The following is a 16,954-nucleotide window of genomic DNA, read 5'->3' as shown; positions in this document are numbered from 1 at the left end:
TCCCTCCCCCGGGCAGGTACCCCACTGCCCGGCCGCCCATGCCGCCTCAGCCGACCACCCGCCACGGGGCGGTGACGCGGTGGGAGCCGCTGCCGAGCTCGGCCGGGGCCGTCCCGGGCAGCGCCACCTCGGCGGTCGTACCCGGCGGGACGACCACGTCCACGTGCAGCTCCTCGCCCGCGCGCCGCCAGGCGACCTCGGCGGGGCCGTAGGGCGTCAGGTGCCGGGCGCGGGCGCTGGTGAGGCCACCGCCGGGCAGCGGCGCGACCCGCAGCCGCCGGTAGCCCGGTGCGGCCGGGGCCAGGCCCGCGACCCGCCGGTGCAGCCAGTCGGCGACCGCGCCGAGCGCGTAGTGGTTGAACGAGGTCATCTCACCCGGGTTGACGCTGCCGTCGGGCAGCAGGCTGTCCCACCGCTCCCAGATCGTGGTGGCGCCCTGGACGACCGGGTACAGCCAGGACGGGCACCGCTGCCCCAGCAGCAGCCGGTAGGCGGTCTCCGGGTAGCCGTTGTCGGCGAGGGCGTCGCAGATCACCGGGGTGCCCGCGAACCCGGTGGCGATGGTGTGGTCGGCGGCGACCACCAGATCCCGCAGGCGACGGGCCGCGGCAGCCCGCAGCTCGGCGGTCGGGAGCAGGCCGAAGTGCAGCGCCAGCGCGTAGGCCGCCTGCGTGTCGGAGCTCAGCGCGCCGTCCTCGCCCACGTGCACCGCGGCGAACGCCGCGCGGGCCCGCCGCGCCATCGCCGCGTAGCGGTCGCGGTCGGCGTCCTCGCCGAGCTCCGCCGCCGTCCGCGCGAGCACGCCGGCTGAACGGGCGAAGTAGGCCGAAGCCACCAGGTGCGGATCGGTGCGCGCCTGGAACGGGTCCTCCGGCGGCGCGGCCGGATCGAGCCAGTCGCCGAGCTGCTTGCCCCGCCGCCACAGGCCGTCCTCGTCGAGCTGGGAGTGCACGAGTTCCACCCACGCCCGGGCCGAGGGGTACTGCGCGGCGAGCACACCCCGGTCGCCGAACCGCTCGTGCAGCGTCCACGGGGTCAGCACCGCGACGTCGCCCCACACCGCCGCCGCCCACGGCGGGGTCCACCCCGGTGCCGGGATCGTCGGGACGATGAACGGAACGGTGCCGTCGGCGTGCTGCTCGGCGGCCAGGTCGGCCAGCCACGAGGTGAGCAGCCCGGCGCAGTCGAACAGGAAGCTCGCCGTGGGTGCGAACACCTGGATGTCGCCGGTCCAGCCGAGCCGCTCGTCGCGCTGCGGGCAATCCGTGGGCAGGTCGAGGAAGTTGCCGCGCATGCTCCAGACGACGTTGTCGTGCAACCGGTTCAGCAACGGGTCCGAGGTCTCGAACCAGCCGGTGCGGCGCATGTCGGTGTGCAGCACCTGCGCGGCCACCTCATCGCGCGACGGCGTGCCCGGCCAGCCGGTGATCTCGGCGTAGCGGAAGCCGTGGAAGGTGAAGCGCGGCTCCCACTCGCCGTCCGGGAGGCAGCGATCGGTGGCCTCGGCGCGGCGCAGCGGCCGGGTGCACAGCTCGCCGTCCTGGAGGACCTCCGCGTGCCGCAGCACCAGGTCGGCGCGATGCGGGGCGTGGACCCGCAGCCGTCCCACCAGGTTCTGCCCGAAGTCCAGCAGCGCGCGGCCGTCCTCGGTGGTGCTGATCGCCGCCGGCCGGACCTCCTCGACCCGCCGCACCGGCGGTCCCAGCGGTGCCACCAGCGTGGCCGGGTCGCGCTGGAGGACCCGGACCGGGCGCCACCCGGCGGTGTCCAGGCCCGGCTCCGACCAGCCCGGCACCTCCTGCCGCGCGTCGTAGGACTCACCGTCGTAGAGGCTCGCCGACAGCGCGGGACTCGGGTACCAGCACCAGGAACCGTCCGTTCCGGAGCGGACCGCGCTGCCGTCGGCGCACTCCACCTCCAGCTGGCCGAGGAATCCGATGTCCGGCCCGTAGATCTCCCTCGTACCTCCGTGGAAACCGAGCCGACCCCGGTACCAGCCCTCGGCGAGCCAGGCGCCGATCGCGTTCTCGCCCTCGCGCAGCAGCCCGGTGACGTCGTAGGTCTGGTAGCGCAGGCGGCGGTGGTAGCTCGTCCACCCCGGGGCGAGCACCTGGTCGCCCACCGCGGCGCCGTTGATCCACGCCTCGTACAGGCCGTGCGCGGTGGCGTGCAGCCGGGCCCGGCGCGGTGCCGCGGGCAGGTGCAGCGCGCCCCGCACCAGCACCGGCCGCTCGGGGTCCCCGGCCTCCGGCTGCGGCCCCACCATCCGGGCCGTCCAGTCCGCCGCGCGCAGCAGCCCCGCTTCGACCACCAACGGCGGGCTCCAGCCGGACGCCGAACCGTCGCGGCCCCACACCCGGACCCGGACCTCGCGCCTCTCGCGGGAGTCCAACGGCGCCACCGGCCACGGCACCAGCACCGACTCGTCGCTGTCGACGCGCCCGCCGGTCGCCGGCTCGCCGTCCGCGGCTCGCACCTCGATCTCGTAGGCGCGCTGCCGCCAGTCCGGCTGCTCGGCGTCCACCGTCCACGACAGGCGCGGGCGGCCCGTCCCGATCCCGAAGGCCTCCCGGTGGTGCTCCGCGGTGGGAGCGGTGACGGTGACGGATTCGCCAGGTGGCACGGAACCCTCCGATTCTGCGGTCCTGTTGTGCGACGGGTCGGCGAACGGGCGCTGACGGCATCAGCGCGTTTCGACCGCCCCGGCCGACGGTGTCCCTTCCGCGCGCCTGCCGCGCATCCGGTCGATCGCGTAGCCGAATCCCATCGAGATCGCGACCAGCACGGCCAGGCTGGCGAACAGGAACTCGGGGCCGATCTCCACCAGCAGCGGCGTCCACAGCGCCACCACCGCGGCCAGCACCCGGGCCAGTGCGATCGTCGTGCCCTGCGCGGTGGACCGCAACAGGGTCGGGAACTTCTCCTGCGTCCACACCTTGTAGATCGCCTCGAACGCGAAGGCCAGGCCCAGCGTGCCGACGAGGTTGCCCAGCGCGAGGCTCCAGATGCTCACCCCGAACACCGCGGGCAGGGCGAACTCCCCGACGAAGCCGATGGCGCCGATGGTGTACCAGCGCATCCGCCGCGGCCCGTCGACCACCCGCATGAACACGATCGCCAAGCCCACGCTGACGATCTGGGCGGCCAGCCCGAGGGCCGAGGCGATCTGCACCGTGCTGCCCGCGGCGTTGACGTACATGTAGGTGCCGAACTGGCCCTTGGTGTTGGCGGCCACGTTGGACAGGCAGTAGAAGCCCGCCAGCGCCAGGAACGGCAGGAGGTAGCGCCGGTCGCCGAGCAGGCGCCGCACGGCCGAGGCGTTGCCCGCGGCGCTCGGCACCTCCTCGGCGGCGCTGCGCTCGGCGATCCACTGCCGGGACTCGGGCACCCGCAGCCGCAGCACCAGCACGACCAGCGCGACCACCGCGAGGTGCCCGTAGATGATCCGCGCCCCGAGTTCGCCCATCCCGCCGATGAGCACGCCGATGAGCTGGCTGCCCAGGATGCCGCCGTACCACAGCACCTGGGACAGGCCGACCAGCTTGCCCTTGGCGCCCTCCGGCGCCTCCTCGGAGATGAGCGCGATGGACACCGGGAGGTCGGCTCCCGAAGCGAAGCCGACCAGCAGGATGCCCGCGTAGAGGAACGTCGCGTTCGGCGCCGCGGCGAGCAGCGCCGAACCGGTGACGAGCAGGACCATCGTCACCGTGAACACCCGCCTGCGCCCGTACCGGTCGCCGAGCCGACCGCCGACCAGGGCGCCCACCGCGATCGCGAACGTCAGCATCGACGACAGCGCGCCGATCTGGCCGGCGCTGAGCCCCAGCGGTTCCTGGTAGAGCACCAGGGCGATGCCGGTGGACACGATCGCGGCGGCGTCGAGGTACGAGGCCATTCCGGCGACACCGGACCGGAACCAGTCCTTGGCGGTCACCGCGGCGGGCGGCGGGGTGGCGGACATCCTTCTCGCCTTCGTCGTCGAGGGAGGAGAAGCTGAGCGGCTCGCGAGCACCGGTTCCGGCGCCTGTCGCACTGCACGAGTTGAACCGTTTTAACGGACCGTAGGGTGACCCCGACCACAAGTCAAGACCGATCCGCTCCTCGCCTCCCGTCTCGTCGATCTCGGATGCGAGAGGCGCTGTAGTCCGAACGGTCGCGCCCCGAACGGCTCATTGACCGGGGATCAGTGCCGTTCCTACGCTCGATGAAACCTTTCAAATCCTCCAGCGGCGGGCCGCGGTCCGCCGACGATGTCCGGGCCGCGCCGCGGCGCCGGGAAACGGAGTCCAGACATGACCGACGTCCCCGCCGCCGCCCGCACCCGCGTCGTCGAAGGGCTCAGCGGTCTGCGCATCGAGACGCCGTCCTGGGGCTACGCCAACTCGGGCACGAGGTTCAAGGTCTTCGCGCAACCGGGCGTGCCGCGCACGGTGCACGAGAAGATCGACGACGCGGCGACGGTGCACCGCTTCACCGGCGCGGCGCCGTCGGTGGCGCTGCACATCCCCTGGGACGCCGTCGAGGACTACGGGGCGCTGGCCGACCACGCCACCGAGCGCGGCGTCCGGATCGGCACCGTCAACGCCAACGTGTTCCAGGACGACGCCTACCGGTTGGGCAGCGTCTGCCACCCCGATCCGGCGGTGCGGCGCAAGGCCGTCCGGCACCTGCTGGACTGCGTCGACATCATGGACGGCACCGGGTCGCGGGACTTGAAGCTCTGGTTCGCCGACGGCACGAACTACCCCGGCCAGGACAGCATCCGGCGGCGCCAGGACCGGCTCGCCGAAGCCCTGCGCGAAGTCCGCGACCGGCTCGGCGGGAACCAGCGGCTGCTGCTGGAGTACAAGCTGTTCGAGCCGGCCTTCTACACCACCGATGTGCCCGACTGGGGGACGGCGTTCGCGCACTGCCTCGAACTCGGCGACCGCGCGCGGGTGGTCATCGACACCGGGCACCACGCGCCGCACACCAACATCGAGTTCATCGTCGCCGTGCTGCTGCGCCTGGGCAAGCTCGGCGGGTTCGACTTCAACAGCCGGTTCTACGCCGACGACGACCTGATGGCCGGGGCCGCCGACCCGTTCCAGCTGTTCCGCGTCCTCTGCGAGATCGTGCAGGCGGACGCGCTGCGCCCGGACTCCGGGATCGCGTTCATGCTCGACCAGTGCCACAACGTCGAGCCCAAGATCCCGGCGGTGATCCGCTCGGTGATGAACGTGCAGGAGGCCACCGCGAAGGCGCTGCTGGTCGACACCGCGGCGCTGGCCGAGGCGCAGCGGTCCGGTGACGTGCTGGGCGCCCACGCCGTCCTGATGGACGCCTACGACACCGACGTCCGCCCCCTCCTGGCCGCGCTCCGCGAGGACGCCGGCCTCGCCCCCGACCCCATCGCCGCCTACCACCGCTCCGGTCACGCCGACCGCCTCAGCGCCGAACGCGCGGGAGGCAGGCAAGCGGGCTGGGGCGCGTAGCGGGCCCGCGGCGAGGACCACGACGCCACCAGAACGGAGAAGGAATGCGCTGCGCTGTCGACTCCCTGCTCGCCCGCTCCCACCGGCTCGGCTCCGACCCCCGCAACACGAACTACGCGGGCGGCAACACCTCGGCGAAGGCGACGGCGACCGACCCCGTCACCCGGGAACCGGTGGAGCTGCTGTGGGTCAAGGGTTCCGGCGGTGACCTCGGCACGCTCACCGAGGAAGGGCTGGCGGTGCTGCGGTTGGACCGGTTGCGCGCGCTGGTCGAGGTCTACCCCGGACCGGCGCGCGAGGACGAGATGGTGTCGGCGTTCGACTTCTGCCTGCACGGCAAGGGCGGCGCGGCACCGTCGATCGACACCGCGATGCACGGCCTGGTCGAGGCCGCGCACGTCGACCACCTGCACCCCGACGCCGGGATCGCCCTCGCCACCGCCGCCGACGGGCCGGCGCTGACCGAGCGGATCTTCGGCGGCCGGGTGGCGTGGATCCCGTGGCGCCGCCCGGGTTTCCAGCTCGGGCTGGACATCGCGGCGGTGGCGGCGGACCACCCCGAGGCCATCGGGGTCGTCCTCGGCGGGCACGGGATCACCGCGTGGGGCGCGACCTCGCAGGAGTGCGAGCAGAACTCGCTGGAGATCATCCGGACGGCGCAGCGCCACCTCGACGAGCACGGTGATCCGGAGCCGTTCGGGCCGGTGCGCCCGGGGTTCGAGCCGCTGCCGCGGGAGGAGCGCCACGCGCGCGCGGCGGAGCTGTTCCCGCTGCTGCGCGGCCTGGCCTCGACCGACGCGCCGCAGGTGGGGCACTACGTCGACGCCGACGACGTGCTCGACTTCCTCAGCCGGGAGAAGCTGGCGCCGCTGGCCGCGCTGGGCACCTCCTGCCCGGACCACTTCCTGCGCACCAAGGTGCGGCCGCTGGTCGTCGACCTGCCCGCGACGGCCTCGCCCGAGGAGGTCGCGGAGCGGCTGGGCGAGCTGCACACCGCCTACCGCGCGGAGTACCGCGCCTACTACGAGCGGCACGCCGGTCCGGCCAGTCCGCCGATGCGCGGGGCGGATCCGGCGATCGTGCTGGTGCCCGGGGTCGGCATGTTCAGCTTCGGCCGGGACAAGCAGACCGCCCGGGTCGCCGGGGAGTTCTACGTCAACGCCATCAACGTGATGCGCGGCGCGGAATCGGTCTCCCGCTACGCCCCGATCGAGGAGTCCGAGAAGTTCCGCATCGAGTACTGGGAGCTGGAGGAGGCCAAGCTCCGCCGCAGGCCCGCGCCGAAGCCGCTGGCCACCCGGGTCGCCTTCGTCACCGGCGCGGGCTCGGGCATCGGCCGCGCGGTGGCGGAGCGGTTGGCCGCGGAAGGCGCGTGCGTGGTGGTCGCCGACCTCGACCGGGACCGGGCCGCCGAGGTCGCCGCCGGGATCGGCGGGAGCGACACCGCGATCGGCGTGGCCGTCGACGTCGCCGACGAGTCCGCCGTCTCCCGGGCGGTGGCGGCGGCCGTGCTCGCCTTCGGCGGGATCGACCTGGTGGTCAACAACGCGGGCCTGTCCATCGCCAAACCGCTGCTGGAGACCACCGCCCGGGACTGGGAGGTGCAGCACGACGTCATGGCGAAGGGGTCGTTCCTGGTGGCGCGGGAGACCGCCCGGACGATGCTGGCGCAGCGGATGGGCGGCGACGTCGTCTACGTCTGCAGCAAGAACGCGGTGTTCGCCGGCAGCGACAACCTCGCCTACGGCGCGACCAAGGCCGACCAGGCGCACCAGGTCCGGTTGCTGGCGGCCGAGCTCGGCGAGCACGGCATCCGGGTCAACGGCGTCAACCCGGACGGCGTCGTGCGCGGCTCCGGCATCTTCGCGGGCGGCTGGGGCGCCAGCCGGGCGGCGCACTACGGGGTGCCGGAGGAGGAGCTCGGCGCGTTCTACGCGCGGCGCACGCTGCTCAAGCGCGAGGTGCTGCCCGAGCACGTCGCCGACGCGGTGTTCGCGCTCACCGCGGGCGAGCTGTCCCGGACCACGGGCCTGCACGTCCCGGTCGACTCCGGCGTCGCAGCGGCGTTCCTCCGATGAGCGCCGCCCACGTCGCGGCCGTCGACCTCGGGGCGGCCAGCGGGCGCGTGGTGCTCGGCCGGGTCTCACCGGACCGGTTGGAGCTCGAGGAGGTGCACCGGTTCCCCAACGGGCCGGTGCGGCTGCGCGACGTGCTGCACTGGGACGTGCTCGGGCTCTACCGCGGGATCCTCGAAGGGCTGCGCGCCGCCGGGCGGGCGGCCGGGCACCTGGACGCCGCGGGCATCGACACGTGGGCGGTGGACTACGGGCTGCTCGACACCACCGGGGCGCTGCTGGGCAACCCGGTGCACTACCGCGACGCCCGCACCGACGGGGTCGCCGAGGCGCTGCACGAGCGGATCCCGGCCGCCGAGCTCTACGCCGCGACCGGGTTGCAGGTACTCCCGTTCAACACGATCTACCAGCTCGCGGCGGCGACCGGGACACCCGCGCTGGCGGCGGCGCGGCACCTCCTGCTGCTGCCCGACCTGTTCGCCTACTGGCTGACCGGGCACCGCCGCGCCGAGATCAGCAACGCCTCCACCACCGGGCTGCTCGACACCGCGCGGCGGTGCTGGGACCGGGACCTGATGGCGCGCGCCGGGATCGACCCGGGGTTGTTCGCGCCGCTGGTCGAGGCGGGCACCCGGGTCGGCCCCCTGAGCCCGCACGTGCTGGCCGAGACCGGGCTGGGCGGACCGGTCGAGCTCGTCGCGGTGGGCTCGCACGACACCGCCTCGGCGGTCGCCGGGGTGCCCGCCGCGGACCCGGCGTTCGCCTACGTCGCCACCGGGACCTGGTCGCTGGTGGGCGTCGAGCTCGACACCCCGGTGCGCGGCGAGGCGAGCCGGGCGGCGAACTTCTCCAACGAGCTGGGCATCGACGGCACGGTCCGCTACCTGCGCAACGTGATGGGGCTGTGGCCGTTGCAGGAATGCCTGCGGCACTGGGGGAACCCGGACCTGGCGGAGCTGCTGGTGGCAGCACGCCGGGAACCACCGCTGGCCGCCGTGGTCGACGCCGCCGACCCGGCCTTCATCCCGCCCGGCGACATGCCGGAGCGGATCGCCGCCGCCTGCGTCCGGCTCGGCCAGCCCGCGCCCCGGTCCCGGGCCGCGATCGTGCGGTGCGTGCTGGACAGCCTCGCGCTGGCCCACCGCCGCACCGTCCGCGAGGCCGTGGCGCTGTCCGGCCGCGCGGTCGGCACCGTGCACCTGGTCGGCGGTGGCGCCCGCAACGAACTGCTCTGCCGGCTCACCGCCGACGCGTGCGGCCTGCCGGTCGTGGCGGGCCCGGTCGAGGCGGCGGCGGTGGGCAACGCGCTCGTGCAGGCGCGGGCGCTGGGCGCGCTCGACGGCGACCGGTTCGCGCTGCGCGACCTGGTCCGCCGCACCCACCGGCTCGCCCGCTACGAACCGGCCGCCGACGACACCGCCTGGCAGGAAGCCGAAACCCGGCTGGTCGGCTGAAAACCGGGCCCGCTCCGGTCCGCCGGTCCCACGCGAGGCGGGTCCGGTTCAGCGGCGGCGGGTCGAGGCCCGCGCCACCAGTTCGGGGGTGAACAGGACCTGCTGGTGCTCGTGGTCCGGATCGGTCGCCTCCTCGATGAGCAGCGCGGCCGCGGTGCGGCCCAGCTCGTGCCGCGGTTGGCGGACCGAGGTGAGCGGCACGGCCGCCGCGTCGGCGAACTCGATGTCGTCGTAGCCGACGATGGCGAGGTCACCAGGCACGTCGAGGCCCAGCGCGACGCACTGCTGGAGCAGCCCGAGCGCGACGAGGTCGTTGGCGCAGAAAGCCGCCGTGGGCCGGTGGCTCGAACGCATCCCCGCGATCCGGGCACCGGCCTGCCGCCCGCCGCCGACGGTGTTCGAGGCGGTGTCGATCCGCACCACCGACTCCGCCGGGTGCCCGGCCCGCACCACCTCCCGGACGGCACCGGCGCAGCGGTCGCGGACCTGGCCCAGGACGTGCGGGCCGCCGACGAACGCGATCCGCTCGTGGCCGAGGTCGAGCAGGTGCGCGGCGGCCAGCTCCCCGCCCAGCACGTCGTCCACCGCGACCGTGCAGTGCGCGCGGTCGGCGCGGGTGCGGTCCACGACGACCACCGGCGTGCCGCGCCTCGGGATCTCGTCCAGCGAAGGGTGGTCGGCGTCGACGGGCGTGATCAGCACGCCGGCGACCCGCTGCTGCTCGAGGCGGGTGAGGTAGGACAGCTCCCGGTCCGGCCGGTTGTCGCTGTTGCACAGGTACAGCGACAGGTCCGCCGCCTCGGCGGCGCCCTCGGCGCCCCGCGCCACGTCGGTGAAGAACGGGTTGGCCGCGTCCAGCACCACGTAGGCGATGGTGTTGCTGCGCCCCGCGCGCAGTTGCCGGGCGGATTCGTTGCGCACGAAGCCGAGTTCGGTCATCGCGTGCTGCACCCGCAGCCGGGTGCTCTCGCTGACCACGTGGGGCCGGTTGAGCACGTTGGAGACGGTCCCGAGCGACACGCCGGCGGCCCGGGCCACCTCCCTGACGCTGACCACGCTCCGAACCTCCCGCGCCGACGCTGCCGTCGCCACTCTACCGGCACGAGCCCGTCGTCCCAGCGCACGGAACGACGGGCGGCACCGTCCGGCCGGCCTCCCGACGGCGCGCCGAGCGCGGTCCGGCCTCACCCGGCGGACCCCCGGGTGGTCACCCGAGGTCGGCGAGCAGGGCCCGGACGCGCCGGTCGATCTCGTCGCGGATCGGGCGGACCTCGGCGGCGGTCCGGCCCGCCGGGTCGTCGAGCTGCCAGTCCAGGTAGCGCTTGCCGGGGTAGACCGGGCAGGCGTCGCCGCAGCCCATGGTGATCACCACGTCGGCCGCGTCGACCGCCTCGGAGCTGAGCCCGGCGGGGACCTCGCGGGAGAGGTCGAGGCCGAGCTCGGCCATCACCTCGACGACGGCCGGGTTGACGGACCCGGCGGGCGCCGATCCGGCGGAGCGGACGACGACCCGGTCCCCGGCGTGGTGGGCGAGCAGGGCGGCGGCCATCTGGGAACGTCCCGCGTTGTGCACGCAGACGAACAGGACCTCGGGGACGGGGCTCATGGTTCCTCGCTGGTGGTCGCCGGGCGGGGTGCGCGCCGGGAGGGGCGGAAGCGGCGGCGGGCGGCCAGGGAGACGGAGACCAGGCCCACCAGCACCGGGACTTCGATCAGGGGGCCGACGACTCCGGCGAGCGCCTGCCCGCTGGTGACGCCGAAGGTCGCGATGGCCACCGCGATGGCGAGCTCGAAGTTGTTGCCCGCCGCGGTGAACGCCAGCGTGGCGCTGCGCTCGTAGCCGAGGCCGATCCCCGCGCCCAGGGCGAAGGAACCTGCCCACATCACGACGAAGTACACCAGCAGCGGCAGCGCGATCCGGACCACGTCCAGCGGCTGCGAGGTGATCGCCCCGCCTTGCAGCGCGAACAGCACCACGATGGTGAACAGCAGGCCGTACAGGGCCAGCGGGCCGATCCGCGGCAGGAACCGCTCCTCGTACCACCGCCGCCCCTTGGTGCGCTCGCCGAGCCGGCGGGTGAGGAACCCGGCCACCAGCGGGATCCCGAGGAAGATCAGCACGTTCTGGGCGATCCCCCAGGCCGAGACCGCCAGGCCCACCTGCGGCAGCCCGAGCCACCCGGGCAGCACCGACAGGTAGAACCAGCCCAGCCCGGCGAAGGCGATCACCTGGAACACCGAGTTCAGCGCCACCAGCACGGCGGCCGCTTCCCGGTCGCCGCAGGCCAGGTCGTTCCAGATGACGACCATGGCGATGCAGCGGGCCAGCCCGACGATGATCAGGCCGGTCCGGTACTCGGGCAGGTCGGGCAGGAACACCCACGCCAGCGCGAACATCAGCGCCGGGCCGACGATCCAGTTCAGCACCAGCGAGGAGACCAGCAGCCGCGCGTCGCCGGTGACCGCGTCGAGCCGGTCGTAGCGGACCTTGGCCAGCACCGGGTACATCATCACCAGCAGGCCGAGCGCGATCGGCAGCGAGATGCCGTCGATCGCGACGGCGTCCAACGCCGGACCGAGTCCGGGGACCCAGCGCCCGGCCAGCAGTCCGGCGACCATCGCCAGCGCGATCCACAGCGGCAGGAAGCGGTCCAGCGCGGAGAGCTTCCCGACGACGGCCTCGTCGGCGGTCCGGGTCATGCCGGCACCGCCGGGGCGAGCGAGTCGGCCAGCAGCCGCAGCGCCTCGGGGCGGACGCGGTAGTAGATCCAGGTGCCCCGGCGGCTGCCCTCGATCAGCCCGGCTTCGCGCAGCACCTTGAGGTGGTGCGAGATCGTCGGGCCGGACAGCTCGAAGGCCCCGGTCAGGTCGCACACGCAGGCCTCGCCCCCGGCGTGGCAGGCGATCAGCGACAGCAACCGCAACCGGACCGGATCGCCGATCGCCTTGAACACCGGCGCCAGCTCCTCGGCCCGCGCGGCGCTCAGCGGCTCGCACAGCAGCCGCGTCGTGCAGCCCTCATTCGACATGCATCTAATTTGACACACGTCGATGCGTGGGACAGCCTCGGGTCCGGCACCGGCCCCGAGGAGGCGTGGAGTTGGCAGCACGGGCCGACGACCGCGAGGTCGTGGTGATCGGCGGCGGTCAGGCGGGCCTGGCCGCGAGCTACTTCCTGCGCCGCGCCGGGGTGGACTTCGCGGTGCTCGACGCCGCGTCGGCACCGGGCGGGGCCTGGCGGCACGGGTGGGACTCGCTGCGGCTGTTCTCCCCGGCCCGCTACAGCCCGCTGCCCGGCTGGTGGATGCCCGAGCAGCCCGGCGAGGAGTTCCCCACCGCCGGCCACGTCGCCGACTACCTCGCCGCGTACGAGCGGCGCTACGCGCTGCCGGTGCTGCGCCCGGTGCGGGTCCGGCAGCTGCGCGGCGGGGCCGAGCGGCTGGCCGTGGACACCGACCGGGGGACCTGGCGCCCGCGTGCGGTGATCAGCGCCACCGGGACCCGAGGCGCCCCGCACCGACCGCACCACCCCGGGCTGGAGCGGTTCACCGGCCGCGTGCTGCACTCCGCCGACTACCGGTCGCCCGCGGAGTTCCGCGGTCAACGGGTGCTGGTGATCGGCGGCGGCAACTCCGCGGCGCAGATCCTCGCCGAGCTCTCCGCCGTCGCGGACACGACGTGGGCCACCCGGCGACCGCCCCGGTTCATGCCCGACGACGTCGACGGGCGGGTCCTGTTCGACCTGGCCACCGCCCGGCACGCGGCCCGCCGGGCCGGGCTGCCCGACACCGGCGGTCCGGCCGCGCTGGGCGACATCGTGGTGGTGCCGCCGGTGCGGGCCGCCCGCGAGCGGGGCGCGCTGCGCGCCGAACCGATGCCGGAGCGCTTCACCGAGCGCGGCGCGGTGTGGTCCGACGGGTCCGAGCGGCCCTTCGACGCCGTGCTCCAGGCCACCGGGTTCCGGCCCGACCTGCCCCACCTCGCACCGCTGCTGCGTCCCGGCGCCGACGGCCGGATCACCACCGAGGGCACCCGCTCGCTCCAGGACCCGCGGGTGCACCTGCTCGGCTACGGCGACTGGACCGGCTGGGCCTCGGCGACGGTGGTCGGCGCCGCCCGCACCGCCAAGACCGCCGTCGCCGAGGTCACCGCCCTGCTGCGCGAGGATCGGGCCCAGACCCGGTGACGGTGGAGTTCCGGCAGCCGGCAGCGGCGTGGGACGCCTGCCCGCCGTCCCGGTTCAGCGCCACCCCGGCGCCGGTCGCGCAGCTTCCGGACGGCCCTCGGGGCGGGTCAGCGCGCGAGCCATCCGCCGTCGACGGCCAGCACGTGCCCGTGGACGTAGTCGGCGGCCGACGAGGCGAGGAACAGGGCAGGACCCACGACGTCGGCCGGGTCGCCCCAGCGCCCCGCGGGGATGCGCGCGAGGATCTCGCGGCTGCGCTCCCGGTCCTGCCGGAGCCCGCTGGTGACGGCCGTGGCCAGGTAGCCGGGGGCGAGGGCGTTGACGTTGACGCCTCTCCCGGCCCACTCGTTGGCCAAGGCCCGGGTCAGCCCGCTCAGGGCGTGCTTGCTCGCGGCGTAGGAGGGCGCGAACACCCCGCCCTGGAAGCTCAGGACCGAGGCGATGTTGATAATCTTCCCGCGCCCGCGTTCGAGCATGCCGCGGCCCGCCGCGCGCGCGAGTTCGAACGCGGCGTTGAGGTTCAGCTCGATCACCTGGTCCCAGTCCGCGTCCGGGAAGGTCTCCGCGGCCGCCCTCCTGATCTGCCCGGCGTTGTTGACCAGGACGTCGACCTCGCCCCGCCCGAGCAGTTCGGGGATGGCCTCCCGGCGCTGCCGCGCATCCGCGAGGTCGAGGCGGAACTGATCGGCGGAGACTCCCAGACTTTCGGCCTCGGCGACCACCGGTCCCAGGTCGTCCTTCTCCGACAGGAGCAGGAGATCCGCACCGGCCGCGGCGAAGCCGAGTGCGATCGCCCGCCCGATCCCGCTACCGGCTCCGGTGACCAGGACGCGGCGTCCCTGGAAGTCCCCCGATTTCGGACTCGCTTGACCCGACACACCCGCTCCGTTCTCCCGTGCGGCTGATGCGACTTGCGGTTCGTTCGCCTGGGAACGATACGAACCCGCCCGCACGATCGTGAAGCGCACGTTCCGAATGCGGGTATCCAGCTGCCGAATCCACGTTCGCCCCCCCGGTCCGCGGGCCGCCTATCGCGGTCCGGCGCGGCGGGCCCGCGCGCGTTCCGGGGTGGGATCGGTGCCCGCGGGCGGCTCGGTGTCGATGATGCCGTGCAGCAGCGTCCGGGCGGCCGGGGTGAGCGGCCGGACGGAGTCCCAGCACACGGCCACCCGCCTGCCCGCAGGCCCTTCCAGGCGGCGCACCTCGACACCGGTGGTGTCGGCGACCTGCGCGGCGAGCCAGTTGGTGACACCGACGCCGATTCCCTGCCGCACGAGGGAAACGAGCGTTTGGGGCTGGTTGGTCGCCTGGACCGGTTCCACTTCGTACCCGTGCTCGCGGAACAGCTGGTAGGACTCGAACTCCCCCGTCTCCGGTGCGTCGAGCCGACCGATCGAGACGATGGGATGCTCCACCACGGCTCCGAGCGGTATCGGCTCCGGCAACCGCGCCAGCGGGTGCTCGGGGGCGTGGACGACGACGAGCGGTTCGTTCCACAGCGGCAGCGAACGCGCCGAGGCCGAAGCCGGCGGCGGCGACATCGGTCGGAGGTAGGCGTCCACGGCGCCCGAGGTGAGCGCGTCGTCGAGCTCCAGTGTGGACCGTTCGAGGAGCACCACCTGCACGTCCGGGCTGGAGCGGCGCAGCGACGCCAGCAGGCGTGGCACGAAGGCCGCGCTCGCGCTCGGGTACGACCCCAGCGTGACGACTCCGCGCGTCCCCCCTCGCCACGGGGCCATCGAGGCTTCGGCGGATTCCAGCGCGTGCAGGATCTCGCGCGCGTGGACGGCCAGCGCCGCACCGGCCCCGGTCAGCTCGACGGGGCGCTTCCTGCGATCGAACAGCGGCAAGCCGATCTCCCGCTCCAGCGAGGCGACGTGCGTGCTGACCCGGGGCTGCGAACGCCGCGTCGACTCGGCGGCGGCGACGAAACTGCCCGTGTCGATGACGGCGAGGAAGGAGACGAACCATTCCAGCCTGACATCGGCGCTCAACATCATCGTCCTCCCTGTTCGCCGCCCGGAACCGCGTCCGGACGACCGTTGGTCCAGCCGAGTTTCCCCGGTCACAGCCGACGAATCAGTCTGCGCGCCCCGGCAGCGCGTGGCAATGGCCGAACCCGGTGACACGACCGCCCGGGAAGGCGGCACCGCGGGATATTGCGGAGTCGAATGCCGCCATTCAAACCTCGCGCTTGACCAGGTGCGGAGCCGGATGATTACTGTTGCAACCACGCATTCGGGTGCTCACGGACGATTTCCCACCCACTCGATTTCCCATTCTTCGGTGGAACGTCCCGTTTCCGCGGTGAGCCGACCGCTCTGGAGGCATAGGTGCACGACAAGACGAGTGAAAGCAGCGGGTCCACGAGGAAGTTCGGCCGTCGGGGCTTCCTGACCGCGGTGGCGGCGGGAGCGGGCGGGCTCGGGCTCGGGACCGCGCTCGCCCCCTACGAGGAACGCGTCGCGTACGCGACGCGCAACGTCAACCGGAATTCCGCGCCCAGCTCCCTGAAGATCACCGACCTGCGGGTCGCCGTGCTCGACGAGGTGCCGTTCACCAGCCCGATCGTGCGCATCGACACCAACCAGGGCATCTCGGGGTACGGCGAGGTCCGCGACGATGCCGACCCCCGCTACGCCCTGATGCTCAAGAGCAGGCTCCTGGGGCAGAACCCGACGAGCGTCGAGAAGCTGTTCGCCGGGATCCAGCAGTTCGGCGGGCACGGGCGGCAGGGCGGCGGTGTCTCCGGCGTCGAGATGGCCCTGTGGGACTTGGCGGGCAAGGCGTTCGGGGTCCCCGTCTACCAGATGATCGGCGGCAAGTACCGGGACGACGTCCGGCTCTACACCGACACCGCGGCGTCGCAGGACCCGGCCGTCTACGCCAGGCGCATGAAGGAGAAGGTCGACCGGGAAGGGTTCACCTTCCTGAAGATGGACGTCGGGATCGAGCTGGTCAAGGACATCCCCGGCGCGCTCACCGGCGCGGGCGCGTGGGGGGACCTCGAGCAGTACAGCGGGAAACCCGGTAGCTACGGGATGACCGAGCACCCCTTCACCCGGATCCAGATCACCGACAAGGGGCTCGACGAGATCGCCAAGTACTACGAGGCGGTCCGCAACGCCGTGGGCTACGAGATCCCGCTCGGGTCCGACCACTTCGGGCACTTCGGGGTCAACGAGGCGATCAAGCTCTCCGAGCGGATGGCCCCGTACAACCTCGCCTACATGGAGGACCTGGTCCCCTGGTTCCACACCGACATGTGGAAGGAGATCTCCCGCGCCACGACGGTGCCCACCATGACCGGGGAGGACATCTACGGCCTGGAGGACTTCAAGCCGCTGATCGACGAGCGCGCCGTGGACCTCGTGCACCCCGACATCGCCAGCGCGGGCGGCATCATGCCGACGAAGGAGATCGGCGACTACGCGGCCGAAAACGGCATCGCCATGTTCCTGCACTACGCGGGATCGCCGATCGGAGCGATGGCGAGCGCCCACGTGGCGGTCGCCAGCCACAACTTCGTGGCGTTGGAGAACCACTCCGCCGAGGTCGAATTCTGGGACGACCTGGTGACCGGCGTGGAGAAGCCCCTGGTGCGCAAGGGTTTCTACCGGATCCCGGATGGCCCCGGGCTGGGCGTCGAGCTCAACGAGGAAGCCGCCCGGCAACACCTGAAGAAGGGGACCGAGCTCTTCCCCCCGAGCGACCAGTGGAACGAATCCGGCTCCTGGGACCGCACCTGGAGCTGACCCACCGCGC

At 73.5% G+C, this 16,954-nt stretch carries 13 protein-coding genes; 5 read left to right on the top strand and 8 right to left on the bottom strand.

The genetic code is table 11. The annotated features are described in order from the left end of the window. Nucleotides 1–46 precede the first annotated feature (46 nt). Both ABD976_RS16105 and ABD976_RS16100 read right to left on the bottom strand, forming a co-directional pair. The gene (locus ABD976_RS16105; RefSeq protein ID WP_345363859.1) at nucleotides 47–2,623 is read right to left on the bottom strand and encodes a family 78 glycoside hydrolase catalytic domain; all 2,577 of its coding nucleotides are present in this window, start codon (nucleotides 2,621–2,623) and stop codon (nucleotides 47–49) included. 60 nt (nucleotides 2,624–2,683) lie between these two features. After that, nucleotides 2,684–3,961, bottom strand: a complete 1,278-nt coding sequence (locus tag ABD976_RS16100; protein ID WP_345363857.1) for an MFS transporter — start codon at nucleotides 3,959–3,961, stop codon at nucleotides 2,684–2,686. 331 nt (nucleotides 3,962–4,292) lie between these two features. Here ABD976_RS16100 and rhaI point away from each other — a divergent pair, with 331 nt between their 5' ends. Genes rhaI through ABD976_RS16085 form a run of 3 tightly spaced genes read left to right on the top strand, consistent with a single transcriptional unit; the run spans nucleotide 4,293 to nucleotide 9,003 of the window. Then, nucleotides 4,293–5,474 (top strand): L-rhamnose isomerase, encoded by a 1,182-nt coding sequence (rhaI, locus tag ABD976_RS16095; protein WP_345363855.1) that lies wholly within the window; start codon nucleotides 4,293–4,295, stop codon nucleotides 5,472–5,474. Nucleotides 5,475–5,518: 44 nt separating this feature from the next. Beyond that, entirely contained in the window at nucleotides 5,519–7,552 is a 2,034-nt protein-coding gene (locus ABD976_RS16090; protein WP_345363852.1) for a bifunctional aldolase/short-chain dehydrogenase, read from the top strand. Beyond that, nucleotides 7,549–9,003 (top strand): rhamnulokinase, encoded by a 1,455-nt coding sequence (locus ABD976_RS16085; RefSeq protein WP_345363850.1) that lies wholly within the window; start codon nucleotides 7,549–7,551, stop codon nucleotides 9,001–9,003. The genes ABD976_RS16090 and ABD976_RS16085 overlap by 4 nt, the downstream gene beginning before the upstream one ends. Before the next feature lie 48 nt (nucleotides 9,004–9,051). Here ABD976_RS16085 and ABD976_RS16080 read toward each other — a convergent pair whose 3' ends face one another. The 4 genes from ABD976_RS16080 to ABD976_RS16065 form a co-directional block, all read right to left on the bottom strand. Beyond that, a complete protein-coding gene (locus ABD976_RS16080; protein WP_345363848.1) occupies nucleotides 9,052–10,059 on the bottom strand; it encodes a LacI family DNA-binding transcriptional regulator in 1,008 nt (335 codons plus the stop codon). Between the two features lie 151 nt (nucleotides 10,060–10,210). Continuing rightward, a complete protein-coding gene (locus ABD976_RS16075) occupies nucleotides 10,211–10,609 on the bottom strand; it encodes an arsenate reductase ArsC (RefSeq protein WP_345363846.1) in 399 nt (132 codons plus the stop codon). Then, complete coding sequence (gene arsB / locus ABD976_RS16070; RefSeq protein WP_345363844.1) at nucleotides 10,606–11,703, bottom strand: ACR3 family arsenite efflux transporter; 1,098 nt, start codon at nucleotides 11,701–11,703, stop codon at nucleotides 10,606–10,608. The genes ABD976_RS16075 and arsB overlap by 4 nt, the downstream gene beginning before the upstream one ends. Beyond that, complete coding sequence (locus ABD976_RS16065; RefSeq protein ID WP_345363842.1) at nucleotides 11,700–12,032, bottom strand: ArsR/SmtB family transcription factor; 333 nt, start codon at nucleotides 12,030–12,032, stop codon at nucleotides 11,700–11,702. Before ABD976_RS16065 ends, arsB begins: the two co-directional genes overlap by 4 nt. Before the next feature lie 65 nt (nucleotides 12,033–12,097). Between ABD976_RS16065 and ABD976_RS16060 the strand changes: the two genes are divergently transcribed. Then, nucleotides 12,098–13,189, top strand: coding sequence for an ArsO family NAD(P)H-dependent flavin-containing monooxygenase (locus tag ABD976_RS16060; RefSeq protein WP_345363840.1), 1,092 nt, complete (start codon nucleotides 12,098–12,100; stop codon nucleotides 13,187–13,189). Between the two features lie 107 nt (nucleotides 13,190–13,296). Here the strand turns inward: ABD976_RS16060 and ABD976_RS16055 are convergent, their stop codons facing one another. After that, the gene (locus ABD976_RS16055) at nucleotides 13,297–14,067 is read right to left on the bottom strand and encodes an SDR family oxidoreductase (protein ID WP_345363837.1); all 771 of its coding nucleotides are present in this window, start codon (nucleotides 14,065–14,067) and stop codon (nucleotides 13,297–13,299) included. 150 nt (nucleotides 14,068–14,217) lie between these two features. After that, nucleotides 14,218–15,183, bottom strand: a complete 966-nt coding sequence (locus ABD976_RS16050) for a LysR substrate-binding domain-containing protein (RefSeq protein WP_345363835.1) — start codon at nucleotides 15,181–15,183, stop codon at nucleotides 14,218–14,220. Between the two features lie 339 nt (nucleotides 15,184–15,522). On the opposite strand from ABD976_RS16050, the gene ABD976_RS16045 reads away from it, so the two are divergent. Further along, entirely contained in the window at nucleotides 15,523–16,944 is a 1,422-nt protein-coding gene (locus ABD976_RS16045) for a mandelate racemase/muconate lactonizing enzyme family protein (protein WP_345363832.1), read from the top strand. Nucleotides 16,945–16,954: the final 10 nt, after the last annotated feature.

This window comes from Saccharopolyspora cebuensis (assembly GCF_039542665.1).
Lineage (GTDB): Bacteria > Actinomycetota > Actinomycetes > Mycobacteriales > Pseudonocardiaceae > Saccharopolyspora > Saccharopolyspora cebuensis.
The sequence above is the reverse complement of the archived record's forward strand: the minus strand, read 5'-3'. Positions and strand labels throughout refer to the sequence as shown.

Coding starts and splice junctions, on each gene's coding strand:
- ABD976_RS16100 (WP_345363857.1), bottom strand. CDS start 3,961: ATGTCCGCCACCCCGCCGCCCGCCGCGGTGACCGCCAAGGACTGGTTC.
- rhaI (WP_345363855.1), top strand. CDS start 4,293: ATGACCGACGTCCCCGCCGCCGCCCGCACCCGCGTCGTCGAAGGGCTC.
- ABD976_RS16090 (WP_345363852.1), top strand. CDS start 5,519: ATGCGCTGCGCTGTCGACTCCCTGCTCGCCCGCTCCCACCGGCTCGGC.
- ABD976_RS16085 (WP_345363850.1), top strand. CDS start 7,549: ATGAGCGCCGCCCACGTCGCGGCCGTCGACCTCGGGGCGGCCAGCGGG.
- ABD976_RS16075 (WP_345363846.1), bottom strand. CDS start 10,609: ATGAGCCCCGTCCCCGAGGTCCTGTTCGTCTGCGTGCACAACGCGGGA.
- arsB (WP_345363844.1), bottom strand. CDS start 11,703: ATGACCCGGACCGCCGACGAGGCCGTCGTCGGGAAGCTCTCCGCGCTG.
- ABD976_RS16065 (WP_345363842.1), bottom strand. CDS start 12,032: ATGTCGAATGAGGGCTGCACGACGCGGCTGCTGTGCGAGCCGCTGAGC.